The sequence below is a fragment of the Streptomyces decoyicus genome (assembly GCF_019880305.1).
Lineage (GTDB): Bacteria > Actinomycetota > Actinomycetes > Streptomycetales > Streptomycetaceae > Streptomyces > Streptomyces decoyicus.
Window position 1 is genome coordinate 277919 of sequence record NZ_CP082301.1, and the last position, 14738, is coordinate 292656.

At 70.6% G+C, this 14738-nt stretch carries 12 protein-coding genes and 1 pseudogene; 8 read left to right on the forward strand and 5 right to left on the reverse strand.

Annotation, left to right across the window (positions count from 1 at the left end):
• The first annotated feature begins 112 nt into the window (after positions 1-112).
• The 7 genes and pseudogenes from K7C20_RS01230 to K7C20_RS01260 all read left to right on the forward strand — a co-directional run.
• Positions 113-1894, forward strand: coding sequence for a glycoside hydrolase family 13 protein (locus K7C20_RS01230; protein ID WP_030075025.1), 1782 nt, complete (start codon positions 113-115; stop codon positions 1892-1894).
• Between the two features lie 51 nt (positions 1895-1945).
• The gene (locus K7C20_RS01235) at positions 1946-3280 is read left to right on the forward strand and encodes an ABC transporter substrate-binding protein (protein ID WP_030075024.1); all 1335 of its coding nucleotides are present in this window, start codon (positions 1946-1948) and stop codon (positions 3278-3280) included.
• Between the two features lie 18 nt (positions 3281-3298).
• Entirely contained in the window at positions 3299-4702 is a 1404-nt protein-coding gene (locus K7C20_RS01240; protein ID WP_030075023.1) for an ABC transporter permease, read from the forward strand.
• A complete protein-coding gene (locus tag K7C20_RS01245; RefSeq protein ID WP_048828509.1) occupies positions 4699-5580 on the forward strand; it encodes a carbohydrate ABC transporter permease in 882 nt (293 codons plus the stop codon). Before K7C20_RS01240 ends, K7C20_RS01245 begins: the two co-directional genes overlap by 4 nt.
• Positions 5581-5807: 227 nt before the next feature.
• Positions 5808-6362: a GNAT family N-acetyltransferase gene (locus tag K7C20_RS01250; protein WP_030075021.1), complete on the forward strand. Its 555-nt coding sequence runs from the start codon at positions 5808-5810 to the stop codon at positions 6360-6362.
• Between the two features lie 205 nt (positions 6363-6567).
• Positions 6568-7452, forward strand: coding sequence for a DUF2268 domain-containing protein (locus K7C20_RS01255; protein ID WP_030075020.1), 885 nt, complete (start codon positions 6568-6570; stop codon positions 7450-7452).
• 10 nt (positions 7453-7462) lie between these two features.
• A pseudogene (locus K7C20_RS01260) lies at positions 7463-7669 on the forward strand (MerR family transcriptional regulator); the annotation flags it as partial.
• Between the two features lie 100 nt (positions 7670-7769).
• Here K7C20_RS01260 and K7C20_RS01265 read toward each other — a convergent pair.
• The 3 genes from K7C20_RS01265 to K7C20_RS01275 all read right to left on the reverse strand — a co-directional run bounded on the left by K7C20_RS01265 (position 7770) and on the right by K7C20_RS01275 (position 11891).
• Positions 7770-10025, reverse strand: coding sequence for a HelD family protein (locus tag K7C20_RS01265; protein WP_048828508.1), 2256 nt, complete (start codon positions 10023-10025; stop codon positions 7770-7772).
• 215 nt (positions 10026-10240) lie between these two features.
• Positions 10241-10810 carry an AMIN-like domain-containing (lipo)protein gene (locus K7C20_RS01270; protein WP_030075017.1) on the reverse strand — a complete coding sequence of 190 codons (570 nt, stop codon included), beginning with the start codon at positions 10808-10810 and terminating at the stop codon, positions 10241-10243.
• Between the two features lie 124 nt (positions 10811-10934).
• Positions 10935-11891 carry an alpha/beta fold hydrolase gene (locus K7C20_RS01275; RefSeq protein WP_048828506.1) on the reverse strand — a complete coding sequence of 319 codons (957 nt, stop codon included), beginning with the start codon at positions 11889-11891 and terminating at the stop codon, positions 10935-10937.
• A gap of 79 nt (positions 11892-11970) precedes the next feature.
• Here K7C20_RS01275 and K7C20_RS01280 point away from each other — a divergent pair, with 79 nt between their 5' ends.
• Positions 11971-12693, forward strand: a complete 723-nt coding sequence (locus tag K7C20_RS01280; protein WP_053209259.1) for a TetR/AcrR family transcriptional regulator — start codon at positions 11971-11973, stop codon at positions 12691-12693.
• A 52-nt stretch (positions 12694-12745) separates the two neighbouring features.
• Here the strand turns inward: K7C20_RS01280 and K7C20_RS01285 are convergent, their stop codons facing one another.
• Together K7C20_RS01285 and K7C20_RS01290 are read right to left on the reverse strand one after the other, a co-directional pair.
• Positions 12746-13534, reverse strand: a complete 789-nt coding sequence (locus tag K7C20_RS01285; RefSeq protein ID WP_053209260.1) for a DeoR/GlpR family DNA-binding transcription regulator — start codon at positions 13532-13534, stop codon at positions 12746-12748.
• 38 nt (positions 13535-13572) lie between these two features.
• A complete protein-coding gene (locus K7C20_RS01290) occupies positions 13573-14613 on the reverse strand; it encodes an NAD(P)-dependent alcohol dehydrogenase (RefSeq protein ID WP_209443921.1) in 1041 nt (346 codons plus the stop codon).
• Positions 14614-14738 lie beyond the last annotated feature (125 nt).

A 14738-nucleotide genomic window follows, 5' to 3' on the forward strand; every position in this document is an offset into this window, starting at 1 on the left:
AGCGACTTTTGACCATTTCGTTGACACTCAAACGACACGCCTACTTAACATGCATGCATAACAGCGATCGCAGCCGCACGGCATGCCCCATGCAAGAACGGGATCACGGCAGATGCTCATAGCCACGGCAGGGAACGGCTCCTCCGCCGACTCCACGCCCTCCCCCTCCCCCGCGCTCTCACCGGCCGCCACCGGGACCCCGTCCCAGGACACGACACAGCGCTGGTGGCGCGACGCGGTGATCTACCAGGTCTACGTCCGCAGCTTCCTCGACAGCACCGGCGACGGCATCGGCGATCTGGCCGGCGTCCGCACCGGGTTGCCCTACCTCAAGAAGCTCGGGGTGGACGGCATCTGGCTCAGCCCCTTCTACCCCTCCCCCCAGCACGACCACGGCTACGACGTCGCGGACTACCGAGACGTGGACCCCGTATACGGCGACCTCGCCGAGTTCGACCTCCTGGTGGCCGACGCCCACCGGCTGGGTCTGAAGGTGCTCCTGGACATCGTCCCCAACCACTGCTCCAGCGAGCACCCGTGGTTCCGGGCCGCGCTGGCGGACGTTCCGGGCAGCCCGGCACGGTCGCTGTTCCACTTCGCCGACGGGCGCGGGGAGTCCGGTGAGCTGCCGCCCAACAACTGGCGGGCGATGTTCGGCGGGCCCGCCTGGTCCCGGATCAAGGAGGCGGACGGCGCGGAGGGCCAGTGGTACCTCCACATGTTCACGCCCGAGCAGCCCGACCTGAACTGGCGCAACCCCGCCGTGGCCGCCGACTTCGACCAGGTGCTGCGCTTCTGGCTGGACCGCGGTGTCGACGGCTTCCGCATCGACGTGGCCGCCGGGCTGTTCAAACACCCCGAGCTCCCCGACTCCCCCGACCCGGCGGCCGACGAGCGGACCCGCGACTCGGTCAATCCGCTGGCCTGGAACCAGCCCGAGGTACACCAGGTGTGGCGCGACTGGCGTGCACTGTGCGAGGAGTACACGGCCCGCGACGGCCATGACCGGCTGCTGGTCGGCGAGGTCTCCGTACGGACGCCGAGCGAACAGGCCGCGTACGTCCGCTCGGACGAGCTGCACCAGGCGTTCTTCTTCCACCTGCTGACCGCGCTCTGGGACGTCGACACCTTCCGCCGGGTCATCTCCGAGGCGCTGACCGACATCGCGGGCACCGGCTCCACGGTCACCTGGGTGCTCAACAACCACGACCAGGTCCGCACCGTCACCCGGTACGCGACCGAACCCGGCGGCAGGGCCGGGAGCACCGCCCCGGAGTCAGCCCCAGCGGCAGCCGGGGAAGAGTCCGAGGGAGGTCTGGGCCCGGCACGCGCCCGCGCGGCCGCCCTGCTGATGCTGGCGCTGCCCGGCGCCGCGTACATCTACCAGGGCGAGGAACTGGGCCTGCCGGAGGTCGTCGACCTACCCGACGAGGTCCTCACCGACCCGATCTACCACCGTACGGGCAGCCGGGAGCACATCCGCGACGGCTGCCGGGTGCCACTGCCCTGGTCCGGGCACGCCTCCCCGTTCGGCTTCACCTCCGGTACCGACGCGGCGCGGCCCTGGCTGCCGCAGCCGGCGTGGTTCGCCGAACACGCCACGGACCGGGCGCTGGCCGACACCCGGTCGTTCTGGCACCTGTACCGCGAAGGGCTGGCGCTGCGCCGCAGTCTTCCGCAGCTCGGCGAAGGCACCCTGCGCTGGCTGGAGTCCCCGCCCCAGGTGCTGGCGTTCGTCCGTGGCGACGGTCTGGTCTGCGCCATCAACTTCGGCACCGAACCGGTGCCGGCCCCCGTACCCGGCACCCCGCTGCTGGCGAGCGGTGACTGCCCCGCAGGAACGCTCCCGGGCTCCACAGCCGCCTGGTGGATGCACGCTCCCGCCCCCCGATAGCCCCACCTCTCCACAGCCCCCTCCCCGTCAGTCCTCCGAAGGGAACCCACGATGAGACGACCCGCAGTACGACACACCCGAGCCGCCGTGTCCGGCGCCGCCGTGCTCGGTCTGGCGCTCTGCGCCACCGCATGCGGCGGCAATGTGTCCGCCGGAGGCAAGAAGCAGGAACTCAACGGCCAGACCGTGAGCGTGGCAGGCGTCTGGACCGGCGTGGAACAGCAGAATTTCAAGAAGGTCCTGGACGCGTTCTCCGAGAAGACCGGCGCGAAGGTCACCTTCTCCTCCACAGGCGACAACGTCTCGACGGTCATCGGCAGCCAGGTCGAAGGCGGCAACGCCCCCGATGTGGTGATGGTCCCCCAGGTCGGTGTGCTCCAGCAGTTCGCCAAGAAGGGCTGGCTCGCTCCCCTGTCGGCGGAGGTCGGCGCCGAGGCCAAGAAGAACTTCGCGCAGGTGTGGAAGGACTACGGCACGGTCGACAAGACCTACTACGGCCTGTACTTCAAGGCCTCGCACAAGTCGACGGTCTGGTACAGCCCGGAAGCGTTCACCCAGGCCGGGGTCACACCCGCGAAGACGTACCAGGAGCTGCTGACGTCGGGCCGTACGCTGTCCGACTCGGGTGTGCCGGCGTTCTCCGTCGCGGGCGAGGCCGGCTGGCCGCTGACCGACTGGTTCGAAAACATCTACCTCTCCCAGGCCGGTCAGGAGAAGTACGACAAGCTCGCCGCCCACAAGATCCCGTGGACGGACCCCAGCGTGGTCAAGGCGCTCACCGCGCTCGGCAAGCTGTTCAGCGACAAGAACCTGGTGGCGGGCGGCGGTTCGGGCGCACTGCGCACCGACTTCCCCGAGTCCGTCCAGCAGGTCTTCGGTCCGGAACCGAAGGCCGCCATGGTCTACGAAGGTGACTTCGTCAGCGCGCTGGTCACCGATGAGCTCCACAAGGAGGTCGGCAAGGACGCCAAGTTCTTCCCCTTCCCCGCGGTCGACGGCGGCAAGGCGCCGGTGGTCAGTGGCGGCGACGCCGCGGTGGTGCTCAAGGCCGGGAAGAACAAGAAGGCCGCGATGGAGCTGGTGAAGTACCTGGCCACTCCCGAGGCGTCCGGCGTCTGGGCCAAGGCGGGCGGCTACATCTCGCCCAACAAGAAGGTGCCCGCCGACGCGTACCACGACGAGGTCGCCCGCAAGGCCGCCAAGTCGCTGACCGACGCCGGGAACTCCGTGCGCTTCGACATGTCCGACCAGGCCCCCGCGGCGTTCGGCGGCACCCAGGGAGCCGGCGAGTGGAAGCTGCTCCAGGACTTCCTGCGCGACCCCTCGGACCCCAAGGGCACGGCCCACAAGCTCGAGGCCGCCGCGGCCAAGGCATACGGAAAGTAAGGACCAAGGGCCCGATCCATGCCTGTCACCACTCCCGCGGTGCCGCCCGCCACGTCGCGCGGCACCGCGTCCCTCCCCCCGGGCGGCACACCCGGCAGGGCACCTGACCCCGTGCGGCGCGCCGCCCGGCGCCGTCGCCGGATCGCCGTGGCCTTCCTGTTTCCCGCGCTGTTGCTGCTGGGCGCCCTGGTCGCGTACCCCATCGTGTTCTCGGTCATCCGCAGCCTGTACGACGCGTCGGGCGACACCTTCGTCGGCGCCGACAACTACACCGCGATGTTCCAGGACCCCGCCACGCTCCGGGCCATCCGCAACAGCGCGATCTGGGTCGTCTTCGCTCCCGCCCTGCTGACCGGACTCGGCCTGGTCCTCGCCGTCCTGACCGAGAAGATCCGCTGGAAGACGGCGTTCAAGCTGCTGATGTTCATGCCGATGGCGATCTCCTTCCTCGCCGCCGGCATCATCTTCCGCCTCGCCTACGAGCAGGATCCGCAGCGCGGTGTGCTCAACGCGATCACCGTGGGCATCCACGACAAGGTCCAGGGCGAGTCCGTCTCCTTCCCCACCGCCAAGACGCGCATCGGCGACAAGCGTCTGGTCAAGGGGAACGACGGCTCCTACCGCACCGCCCGTAGCGCCGGCCCGGGAAACACCGTCAACCTCGGACTGGTCGGCGTCGCGCCCAAGGACATGCCCCCGCAGGCACGGCCGGCCGCCCCGGCAGCCAAGTCCCCGGCCGGCGACGGGGAACTGCGCGGTGTGGTCTACCTCGACTTCACCCCCCGTGGTGGCGGCACACCCGGCACGGTGGACCGCGACGAGCGCGGACTGCCGCAGCTCTCCGTCGAGGCGGTCGACTCGCACGGCAAAGTGGTGGCCACGACCACCACCGCCTCGGACGGCTCCTACCGCCTGCCCCGTCTGGCTCCGGGGTCCTACAAAGTCCAGCTCCCCGCCAAGGATTTCGCCGCCCCCTACGAGGGCATCTCCTGGCTCGGCCCGGCCCTCATCACCCCCGCCATCATCGGCGCCTATATGTGGATCTGGACCGGCTTCGCGCTCGTCCTCATCGGCGCGGGACTCTCCTCGATGCCGCGCGATGTGCTGGAAGCCGCCCGCATGGACGGCGCGAACGAGTGGCAGGTCTTCCGCCGGATCACCGTTCCGCTGCTCGGCCCCGTCCTGGGCGTGGTGTTCGTGACGATGGTGATCAATGTGATGAAGGTCTTCGACCTCGTCTACATCATCGCCCCCGGTCCCGTGCAGCAGGACGCCAACGTCCTGGCCCTGCAGATGTGGCTGGTCTCCTTCGGCGGCGGTAACAACCAGGGCCTCGGCAGCGCCCTCGGTGTCCTGCTGCTGCTCCTGGTGGTCCCGGCCATGGCCCTCAACATCCGACGTTTCCGCAGGAGCCAGTCATGACCACCGCCCCCGGAACCGCCGCACCCCGCAGGCGGGCGACGGCACGGCCGGTGAAGCGTCTCAGCCGCGGCGCGATCCAGCTGTTCCTGCTCCTCGTCGGCCTGGTCTGGGTCACGCCTGCCGCCGGACTCTTCCTCTCCTCGCTGCGTACGGAGGAGAAGAACGCCGGCAGCGGCTGGTGGACCGCGCTCACCGCCCCCGGTCAGCTGTCGCTGGACAACTACACGGCGCTGCTGAAGGAATCGGGCATCGTCCAGGCCTTCTGGAACACCGTACTGATCTCGGTGCCCACCACCCTCCTCGTGGTCGTGATCGCCGCACTGGCCGGCTACGCCTTCGCCTGGATGGAGTTCCCCGGCCGGGACTGGATCTTCCTGGTGGTGGTCGCCATGCTGGTGGTGCCGGTCCAGATCGGACTGCTGCCGGTGGCCCAGATGTTCGGTGCGCTCGGCCTGTTCGGCTCGATCCCCGGCGTGGTCCTCTTCCACACCGCCTACGGGCTTCCGTTCGCCATCTTCCTGCTGCGCAACTACTTCGCGGAGATCCCCAAGGAGATGCTGGAGGCCGCGCGCATGGACGGCGGCGGCGAGTGGCGGATCTTCTCCCAACTGGTCCTGCCGCTGGGCCGTCCCGCCATCGCCAGCCTGGCCATCTTCCAGTTCCTGTGGGTCTGGAACGACATGCTGGTCGCGCTCCTCTTCGCCGACAACACGTCACAGCCGCTGACGGTGGCCCTCCAGTCGCAGATGAGGCAGTTCGGCAGCAACATCGGCGTACTGGCGCCCGGCGCGTTCCTGTCCCTGATCGTGCCGCTGATCGTGTTCTTCGCCTTCCAACGGCATTTCGTGCAGGGGATCATGGCGGGTTCGGTCAAGTAGGAACCCCACTGGTGACGGTGCGATATCCGGGCCCGCCGACGGCGCCATTGCGGCGCGGGCGGGCCCGGCTCGGTATTCGCCCGGCTCGGTATTCGCCCGGCTCGCTCTTCACTCCGCTCGCTCTTCACTCCGCTCGCTCTTCACTCCGCTCGCTCTTCACTCGGCTCGCTCTTCACTCGGCTCGTTATTCGATCGTCCCCTCAGCGTGCGCGGGTTAGGTTGGCGGGATGTCCGAACTGCGAACCGAGCGTCTGCTGCTGCGCGGCTGGCGGGAGTCCGACCTCGCCCCCTGGGCGGCTATGAATGCCGATCCCGAGGTCCGGGCGCACTTCCCCGGGGTGCTCACCCGTGAGCAGAGCGAGGCGTCCGTCGCTCGTTTCCAGGCGGCATTCGAGGCGCGCGGCTGGGGGTGGTGGGCGGTCGAGGTGCGTGCCACCGGAGAATTCATCGGATTCACCGGGCTGGATCCGGTGGAGGAGGCCATGCCGTTCACCGGAGTGGAGGCCGGCTGGCGTCTGGCCCGACCCGCCTGGGGGCACGGCTACGCCACCGAGGCCGCCGAGGCCGCATTGGCCTACGGCTTCACCACCCTCGCCCTGCCGGAGATCCTCGCGGTGACGACCACCACCAACCTCCGGTCGCAGGCCGTGATGCGCCGCATCGGTATGACCCGCAATCCCGCCGACGACTTCGACGACCCCGGCGTGCCCGCCGGCCCGCTGCGCCGGAGCGTGGTCTACCGGATCTCCGCCGAGGAGCAGCGGGCCAAGAAGCACGCGTGAGGACGGGGCGGTGATGTTCACCGGTGCCGTCGAGCGCGGTGCGGTACTTAAGCGGTGCGGCTGACCAAGTTGCGAGAGTCCGTCGCGGCGGCGAACCGCCGGGGTCATGACGGGACTGGGTGACGTGACGGCACGCCGGCCGTACCTCGATGAAGAGCGCCGGTGGCTTGCCCTTGACGCTGCGTCAACTTCTAGCATCGGGGCCATGTCGATCACTGTTCTTGACACCTACTCCGCCATGAGGCGGATCCTGCTGGCCCCGGTCACGGACCGCGTTGACCTGCTGCGTGCGATGCTGGAGCCCACCAGGGGCATGTACCGCTACTACCCCGGCGAGGTCGACCTGGTGGCCTTGCACCTCGAAGCGTCCGGGTTCCCCATCGACCGCGACGAGGAGCGTTGCCTCGACGCGCTCGAAACCCTGGCGGCGGCCGGCGCCTGGGAGCGGATGCAACGCGCCCTCGACGCCGCTCTCACCGTACTGCTGGAGGCGACGCCGGGCCTGGAGACCCCGGACATCACCGTGCTGTTCGTACTCGGCGATCCGGGTGACGAGCACTTCATGGGTCCCTGCAAAGGGTTGACCGGGTTCGGCGGCATCGCGGGCCACATCACTATCACGTTCTGGCCCTTTCCCGAGAACGTGGAGCGGCTGGAGGCCACCGCCGTGCACGAACTCCACCACAACCTGCGATGGGCCCCGGGCGGGGTCGTGTGGGATCCGATGACCGTCACGGTCGGCGAGCACATCGTCGGCGAGGGCCTGGCCGACGCCTTCGCCCGACAGCTCTACGGCGACGAGCTCGGGCCCGCCCGCGTCGGCGTGCCGCACCTGCACGACGACGAGGTCTTCGGCAAGGTGCTCACCGGGCTCGACGTGACAGGCATGGAGAACTTCACTGCCTGGGTGCACGGCGACCCCGGCGCCGAGCACTTGGGCGTCACCCCGGTGGGACTGCCGATGGGCGCCGGCTACGCCGCGGGCAACAGGCTGGTCGACACCTACCTGGCGGCGACCGGACAGACCGCGGCGCAGGCCCTGCACGCCGACAGCTCGGAGATCATCGCCGCCACGCTCGGCCGCGGGTAACACCGGAACAATGGAGTCGACGATCCAGGAGCTCGGGACGCGGGCCGGCATCATCAGCCGCACCCTGCGTCACTACGACCGCGTCGGGCTCTCGGCCCCGCCCCGGGGCGGCGCGAACGGGTTCCGCTACGACGACCCGGGCGCGGTCGCCCGGCTCCAGCGGATCCTGCTCATGCGCCGGCTCGGCATGGGCTTGCCGGCCATCGCCGAGGTCCTGGCCGACGTGTGAAGGCCGGTCCGAGCCGGAGAAGCCGTCACTCCGCTCCCCTCACCCCGGGCGCCGCATGTGCCCATACGGCGCCCTGGGCAATGCACAGTCACCGCCCGGAGAGGGCGGCGGCCGGCGAGGGCAGCGTCTCCAGTCCGGCCGGCAGGGGCCCCGTGTGTATGACACCCAGCCGTTGCGTGGCCCGGGTGAGTGCGACGTACAGGTCGCTGGCTCCGAGCTCCGCCGGTTCCACCACGAGCACCGTGTCGAATTCCAGGCCCTTGGCCTGCCGGGGGTCGATCAGCACCACGGCGCTGGTCAGATCCGGGGAGGCGCCGGCGGAGGCGGCGGGGAGGGCAGCGGAGAGGGCCTCGTGGTGGGAATGCGGGGCGATCACCGCGAGGCGGCCTTCCTCGCCGGTCTCCCGTGCGACCGCCTCGGCGACCGCGCGAGCGAGGTCGTCGGTGCGGTACGCCCAGGGGCGGACGCCGGTGGAGCGGATGGAGCGCGGCGGTTCGAAGGAGGGGTCCGTGGACCGGGGCACCTGCGCCGCCACCTCCATGATCTCGGCCGGCGTCCGGTAGTTGACGCCGAGCCTGACGTGCTGCCAGCGGTCTTCGACGTACGGCGCAAGGATGCTCTCCCACGAGCCGCAGCCACCCGGCTCGGCGGTCTGCGCCGGGTCGCCGACCAGGGTCATGGAGCGGGTGGGGCAGCGGCGCATCAGCAACCGCCACATCATCACGGACAGCTCTTGCGCCTCGTCCACGATGATGTGGCCGAATGCCCAGGTCCGGTCGGCTGCGGCGCGTTCGGCGGCGGTGCGGTGGTCGGCCTCCTCGTGCCGGTCGGCGAGCCGTTCCGCGTCCAGCAGGTCGTGCGCGGCCAGCACCTCCGAATCGTCGTCGTCACGGTCCTCGAACTCCTGGGTACGGGAGCCGTAGGAGAGTTCGAGCACGCCCTGGGCGTACTGGATCTGCTCCTGGCGTTCCGCCTCGGCGGCGGCGCGGGCCGCCGAGTCGTCCTCGCCGAGAAGTTCGGCGGCCTCGTCCAGCAGGGGAATGTCGGCGGGGGTCCAGTCGCCGTCCGCCCGGCGGAGCGCCTCCGCGTCGGCCTCCGGGAGGTGGGCGGGTGCGGCGAGGAAGTCCGCGACCAGCCGCTGCGGTGTCAGGAGGGGCCACAACTCCTCGATGGCACAGTGCACTTCGGGGCTGAGGGCGATCGCCTTGCCGAGCTGGGCGAGGTCGTCGGGGCCGAGGAAATTCGGCCCGCCGAAGGGGTCCGCACCGAGCCGGTCGGCCAGTTGCCCGGTGAGTGCGTCGATGATGCGGAACGCGAAGTGAGGGCGGGCGAGGTTGTGCGGCAGCTTGGTCTCGCGGGCCAGGCGTCGTGCCTCGTGCGCCATGTCCGCGTCCAGCCGCAGCTCGCCGTCCTCGTGGTCGATCACGATCACGGGGTCGGGCAGGGTCTGCCGGTCCTGTACGAAGCGCGCCAGGGCGTCCGCCATCGCCGCACCGCCCTTGACCGTGGCGGCTTCGGCGGTGTCGGTTCCGGTCGCGGTCACGCCCGGGAAGAGCTCAGCGGGTGTGGCGAGCAGGACGCCCGTCTCGCCGAGCGAGGGCAGCACCTCCTCGATGTAGCCGAGGAATGCGGGGTTGGGCCCGACGATCAGCACGGCGCGGCGGGCCAGCAGTTCACGGTGCGCATAGAGCAGGTACGCGGCGCGGTGCAGCGCGACCACGGTCTTGCCGGTGCCGGGGCCGCCCTCCACGACGAGGACGCCGCGGTGCGGTGCGCGGATGATCCCGTCCTGCTCCGCCTGGATGGTCTGCACGATGTCGTGCATCCGTCCGGTGCGCGCCGCGTCCAGCGCGGCCAGCAGCACGGCGTCCGCGTCGGCGCCCTCGTGCCCGGTGCGCAGGGTGTCGGCGAGGTCGAGGATCTCGTCATGGAGGCCGGTGACCCGCCGGCCCTCGGAGGTGATGTGCCGCCTGCGTCGCAGCCCCATCGGCGTGTGTCCGGTGGCGAGGTAGAACGGGCGGGCGACCTCGGCCCGCCAGTCGATGACAAGCGGCGTCCGTTCCGCGTCGTCGCGGCGGATGCCGATGCGGCCGATGTGGTGATCGCGGCCGTCCCGGAATGCCAGCCGTCCGAAGCACAGGCCGTTCTCGCCGGCGTCGAAAGCGGCCAGCAGACCCGAGTGCTCGGCCACCAGCACATCGCGCTCCAGTCGCGCCTGGGCGTTGGTCCCGCCCAGCGGCAGGGCTTCGTCGACCGCCCTTTCGGCGCCGACCCGCAGTTCGGCGAGGCGTTCATAGAGCAGATCAATGAATTCCTGCTCGTCCTGCCATTCCTCGTTTGACAATTCGACTCCGCTCGGATAAAGTTCGGAATGAAGTTGGGCTTGCTTCCCGCATTCACGAAGACACAGAAGCCCTCAATATACACAGAGAAATACCCCGGCCGTCAATTCGGTCCGGGGTATTTCTCTGTGTACTGCGCGAGCTTTACGCGAGAGCCTGCCCGGTCACCTCATGCCTTCCGTCGGAGCGACCGGGCAGGCCTCGGCAACGCGTCCGGTCAGCCCTTGTGGGCGACGTCCACGATCAGCTGGTGACCTGACTGGTGCACCCGGAACGGCAGCTTGGTGCGCAGACCCAGGCCGACCTGGGTCTGCCCCTCGAAGCTCGCCCCGAACTTGGTGTCCTTGAACGTCTTGTATCCGGTGATGTTCACCCCGGGCAGCGCCTTGCCGGCGGTCCCGGCATAGGTGCGCTTGCCGGTGGCCGGGTCGTAGCTGGGCGCGGACACGAATATCTCAAGAATGGCGCCGCCCTTGACGGGTATCCGGTCGCCCGAACCGTCCTGGTGGAACGCGTCGACGTAACCGACGTGGTAGCCGACCTTGCCGGTGGCACCGCTGACGTCGAAGACCATCCGGTCGTAGCACGTGGTGCGGCTGGTCTTGATGTTCTTCAACGGCTTGGTGTTCGCGTCCGTCGCCGACTTGCTGCCGCTGCCCCAAGCGGTCGAGCAGGCCGAGAGGGCCTTGCCCGCCGGGCCGTTCGCGGCTCCGGCCACCCCGGCCGTGGCCGCCACCCCGGCGCCCGCCAGCACGAACGCCGCGGCCATTGTCGCCAACCGTCGCATAAATTACCTCCAGAGAGCTGAATACAGTGCGTGCGGTAGGACGGGCGGGGTTGCGGAGGCGTTGTCCGTCCGTCGACTTTCGGCCGGTGGCAGGGCCAAGTTGTCGCGAAATCGGGGTTGCTGATCAGTCGGAGCCTTCCGGGCGGGGCCCGTCGCCGCCGCGCTCGGTTCGCCCGATGCTCCCGGTGTCCTTGCGGTCGGCCAGGCGGCGCACCCGCAGCGCGACGTCATTCCAGACCGGTTCCGGGAGGTCATGGCCGACCCCCGGCAGCGAGACGAACTGCGCACCGGGGATGCGGGCGGCGACGGCGCGACCGGCGGCCGGTTTGACGAGGGGATCGTCCGCGCCGTGCAGGACCAGGGTCGGCACCGCGATCCGGCTGATGGCGGGACCGTGCCATTGGGCGCCGATCTGACGGCTCTGACTGTGCCGGTCGCGGCTCCCCGCATCGACGAGACCGGTGATCATGTCCCTGGTGGCCTGCTCGTCGAGCGGATGGGCGGGTGAGTGCAGGAGGCGGACGAGGGCGAGCCCGGCCTCGACGTCTCCTTCGGGGGTGGCGGGGTAGCGCATCCGGGCGAGCCTGCCGAGCGTCCCCAGCCGGATATAGCGCAGCGCGCCCAGGCCCGCGACGTCACCGGGAACGGCCGACACCGACGTCAGGGTCCGTACCCGCCGGGGATGGCGCAGTGCGATGCGCTGCGCGACCGCGCCGCCGAGCGACTGGCCGAACAGATGGGCCGAGTCCCAACCCAGCGCATCCAGCACGGCGATGGCGTCGTCGGCCATGTCCTCGGCGGTGTAGGACTCGCCGCGTTTACGGAAGAGCGCGGTGATGGGGTTGCCGGTCGCGGTCGGCGGCAGGTGGGTCGACTCTCCCCCGTCGCGCTGGTCGTAACGGGCCACCGCGAAGCCCTGCGCGGCCAGCGCCTCGGCGAGGCCGCCGGGCCACCAGAGCCGGGAAACGCCGAGTCCGGTCACCAACAGCAGCGGTTCCCCGTCCTGACGTTCCGTCAACCGGTCATGGGCCAGCTCGATGCCGCCGTTGCGAGCCCAGCGGACAGGAGTCCAGGTGGTCATGATGCCCCCTCAATACTGCGATCGGTGTTCGCAGTTATTAGCATAGCCGCCGGATGACGGAGAGGCGTAGGTGAGGGCAGTGGCCGAGGAACCCGGGACGGTGTGGGAACGCCCCGAGCGGGGAGCGCGAGGGCCTGCGCCCGAGCGCAGCCGTGGGCAGATCACCCGAGCCGCGACCCGCCTGGCCGATGCGGACGGGCTGACGGCCGTGTCCGTACGGCAGGTGGCCAAGGAGCTGGGCACCGGCCCCGCGTCCCTCTACCGGTATGTCGCCGGCCGTGACGATCTGGTGGATCTCATGGTGGACGCCGCGACCGGCGGGATCGACCTCACCGTGGCCTTGACCGGGGATCCGGTGACGGACCTGGTGGCGTTGGCCTCCCGTACCCAGCAGGCCCATTTCCGGCACCCCTGGCTGCTGGAGGTGACGCCGGAGGCGATGCGGGTGGGCCCGTGCGGCCTGGACTACCTCGAATACGCCCTCGGGGCCCTGGCTCCGGTGCGGATGACTGGCCAGGCCAAGCTGGAGGCCGTCGCCGTACTGAGCGCGCTGGTCGCGATGCTCTCCCGGGCGGCGCTGCACAGCCGCAGGGCACCCACTGCCCGTCAGGCGGCACAGGCCGCCTACCTCACGAAGGCGGCCCGGCAGGGCGCGCATCCGCTGCTCGCGGAGGCGCTGGCCGGGCAAGCGGCGGCAGACCCGGCGCAGGATGCCGAGGCCCTGTCCGAGTGGGTGGTCCGCCGGGTGCTGGCGGGCCTGCTCGCCCCCGATGCGGGGGCGCCGTCGCCGCTGCCGGAGTAAGCCTCGGGGCAGCGCCCGGCGCACTCCGGCGGGACGGCGCCGCGGCGAGCCGTCAGGCGTCGACCACGTCGACGGTCACGCCCCTGCGCCGCAGTTCGGCCAGCTCCTCGGCCGGCGCGCCGCGGTCGGTGACGACCCGGTCGTAGCGGGCGATGTCGCTGTAGGCGTGGGTGGCGGTCTTGCCGAACTTGGTGTGGTCCACCAGCAGCAGCGACCGCTGGGCGCAGTCCAGCACGGCTTCCTTGATCTCGGCGTAGTCGCGGATCGGATGGAAGAGCCGGCCGCCGAGGACGGACACCGCCGACATCACGGCGAGGTCGGCGTGGATACGGCCGAGGGCGCGCAGCACGTCGGGGCCGACACAGGAGCCGAACTCGCCCCGGTAGCGGCCGCCGAGGAGGGTGACATCGGCCCCCGGTGTCTCGTCGAACAGCCGGGCCACACCGAGGGAGTTGGTGACCACGGTGACCGCTTCGGTCCGCGCGATGAGGGCCGCGAGGGGGAAGACCGTGGTCGAGTCGTCCAGCACGACGGTGCTGCCGGGGCGGATCTCGTCGGCGACGGCGGCACACAGCGCCTCCTTCACCGCGCGGTTCACGCCGATCCGGAAGCGGGTGGCGGTCTCCATGGTGAGGGACGGGAACGGCGCGGCGCGGCCGCGTTCCTTGCGCAGCAGCCGGCGTTCGGCGAGCTGGTCCAGATCGCGGTGCATGGTCGCGAGGCTGACCCCGAAGCGTCTGGCGAGGTCGTCGATGCGCACTTCTCCGTGCTCGACGACATGCGCCAGTACGTCCTGCCGTCGCCGGTCGACCTCGGCCAGCGACGACCGTGTGGAAGCCATCGGGGCCGCCCCTTTCCGGTCGGACAGCGGCGGCGCGCCTACCGCTGCGGGTAGATGACGGCCTTCACGGCAGTCGCGTCGTGGGTGGCGACGGTCAGTGCGCTCTCGGCCTCGGCAAGACCGTAACCGTGCGAGACCAGGGAGTCGAGCCGGACCGTTCCCGACTCCACCAGGGCCGTCGCGGCGGGCCAGGTATGGGCGTAGCGGAAGGTACCGGTGACTTCCAGCTCGTAGTTCTGCACCCGGCTCACGGGCAGGGGCACCTCGGCGCCGCCCATGCCGATGAGCACCACCCGGCCGGCCCGGCCCACGGTACGGATCGCCTCGCTGCTCACCGCGGGAACGCCGGAGCACTCCAGCAGGACGGTGGGCGTGTAGTCCGCCGCGGACAGCGGGGTGCGGGAGACGTCGACGGCGGTGGCGCCGGTGGCCCGGGCGAGGTCGAGGCGGTGCGGGAGCACGTCGGTGACCAGCACCTCCCGTGCGCCGTAGGCCCGTGCGGTCTGGGCGGCGACCAGGCCGATGGGCCCGGCGCCGGTGATCAGAACGCGGTCACCGGGGGCGACGCGGGCCTTGCGGCAGGCCCAGACCGCCACGGACAGCGGTTCCAGCAGCGCGGCCTCCTCGACGGTGAGGGAATCGGGGACCTCGTGGGCGAAGTCCTGGTGCACGGCCAGGTATTCGCAGAAGGCGCCGTCGACCGGCGGCGTGGCGAGGAAGCGCATGTCCGGGCACAGGTTGTAGCGGCCCGGACGGCATTCGCCGCAGCTGCCGCAGGGCGTGCCGGGTTCGATGGAGACGCGCCGGCCCATCCGGCGCGCGTCGGCCCCCGGCCCGCAGGCGACCACCGTGCCGGCCGCCTCGTGCCCCAGCACGAGCGGCTCCCGTACGACGAAGTCGCCGATGCGCCCGTGCCGGTAGTAGTGCACATCCGAGCCGCAGGTCCCGACCGCCTCGACACGGACCAGGACCTCCCCCGGGCCGGGGGCGGGCACGGGGCGTTCTTCGATGCTCAGCTGCCCGGGTCCGTGCAGTACGGCGGCACGCATGGTGGCGGGAATCCCGGATGTGACGGTCATGGCGGGCTCACGGCTCTCTCGGGGGCGGGGATGGGGCGGGGCGTGGCGCGATCCGGCTCCGGACCGGTGCGCGCCCCTTGTTTTTCAGCACGGTACCGCTTCTTTTTTTATCAGAGGAGTCTTGA

Excerpts from the sequence above, each read along its gene's own strand:
- K7C20_RS01275 (WP_048828506.1), bottom strand. The coding sequence starts at position 11,891 with ATGACCACCTGGACTCCTGTCCGCTGGGCTCGCAACGGCGGCATCGAG.
- K7C20_RS01250 (WP_030075021.1), top strand. The coding sequence starts at position 5,808 with ATGTCCGAACTGCGAACCGAGCGTCTGCTGCTGCGCGGCTGGCGGGAG.
- K7C20_RS01235 (WP_030075024.1), top strand. The coding sequence starts at position 1,946 with ATGAGACGACCCGCAGTACGACACACCCGAGCCGCCGTGTCCGGCGCC.
- K7C20_RS01290 (WP_209443921.1), bottom strand. The coding sequence starts at position 14,613 with ATGACCGTCACATCCGGGATTCCCGCCACCATGCGTGCCGCCGTACTG.
- K7C20_RS01240 (WP_030075023.1), top strand. The coding sequence starts at position 3,299 with ATGCCTGTCACCACTCCCGCGGTGCCGCCCGCCACGTCGCGCGGCACC.
- K7C20_RS01245 (WP_048828509.1), top strand. The coding sequence starts at position 4,699 with ATGACCACCGCCCCCGGAACCGCCGCACCCCGCAGGCGGGCGACGGCA.
- K7C20_RS01230 (WP_030075025.1), top strand. The coding sequence starts at position 113 with ATGCTCATAGCCACGGCAGGGAACGGCTCCTCCGCCGACTCCACGCCC.
- K7C20_RS01285 (WP_053209260.1), bottom strand. The coding sequence starts at position 13,534 with ATGGCTTCCACACGGTCGTCGCTGGCCGAGGTCGACCGGCGACGGCAG.
- K7C20_RS01270 (WP_030075017.1), bottom strand. The coding sequence starts at position 10,810 with ATGCGACGGTTGGCGACAATGGCCGCGGCGTTCGTGCTGGCGGGCGCC.
- K7C20_RS01255 (WP_030075020.1), top strand. The coding sequence starts at position 6,568 with ATGTCGATCACTGTTCTTGACACCTACTCCGCCATGAGGCGGATCCTG.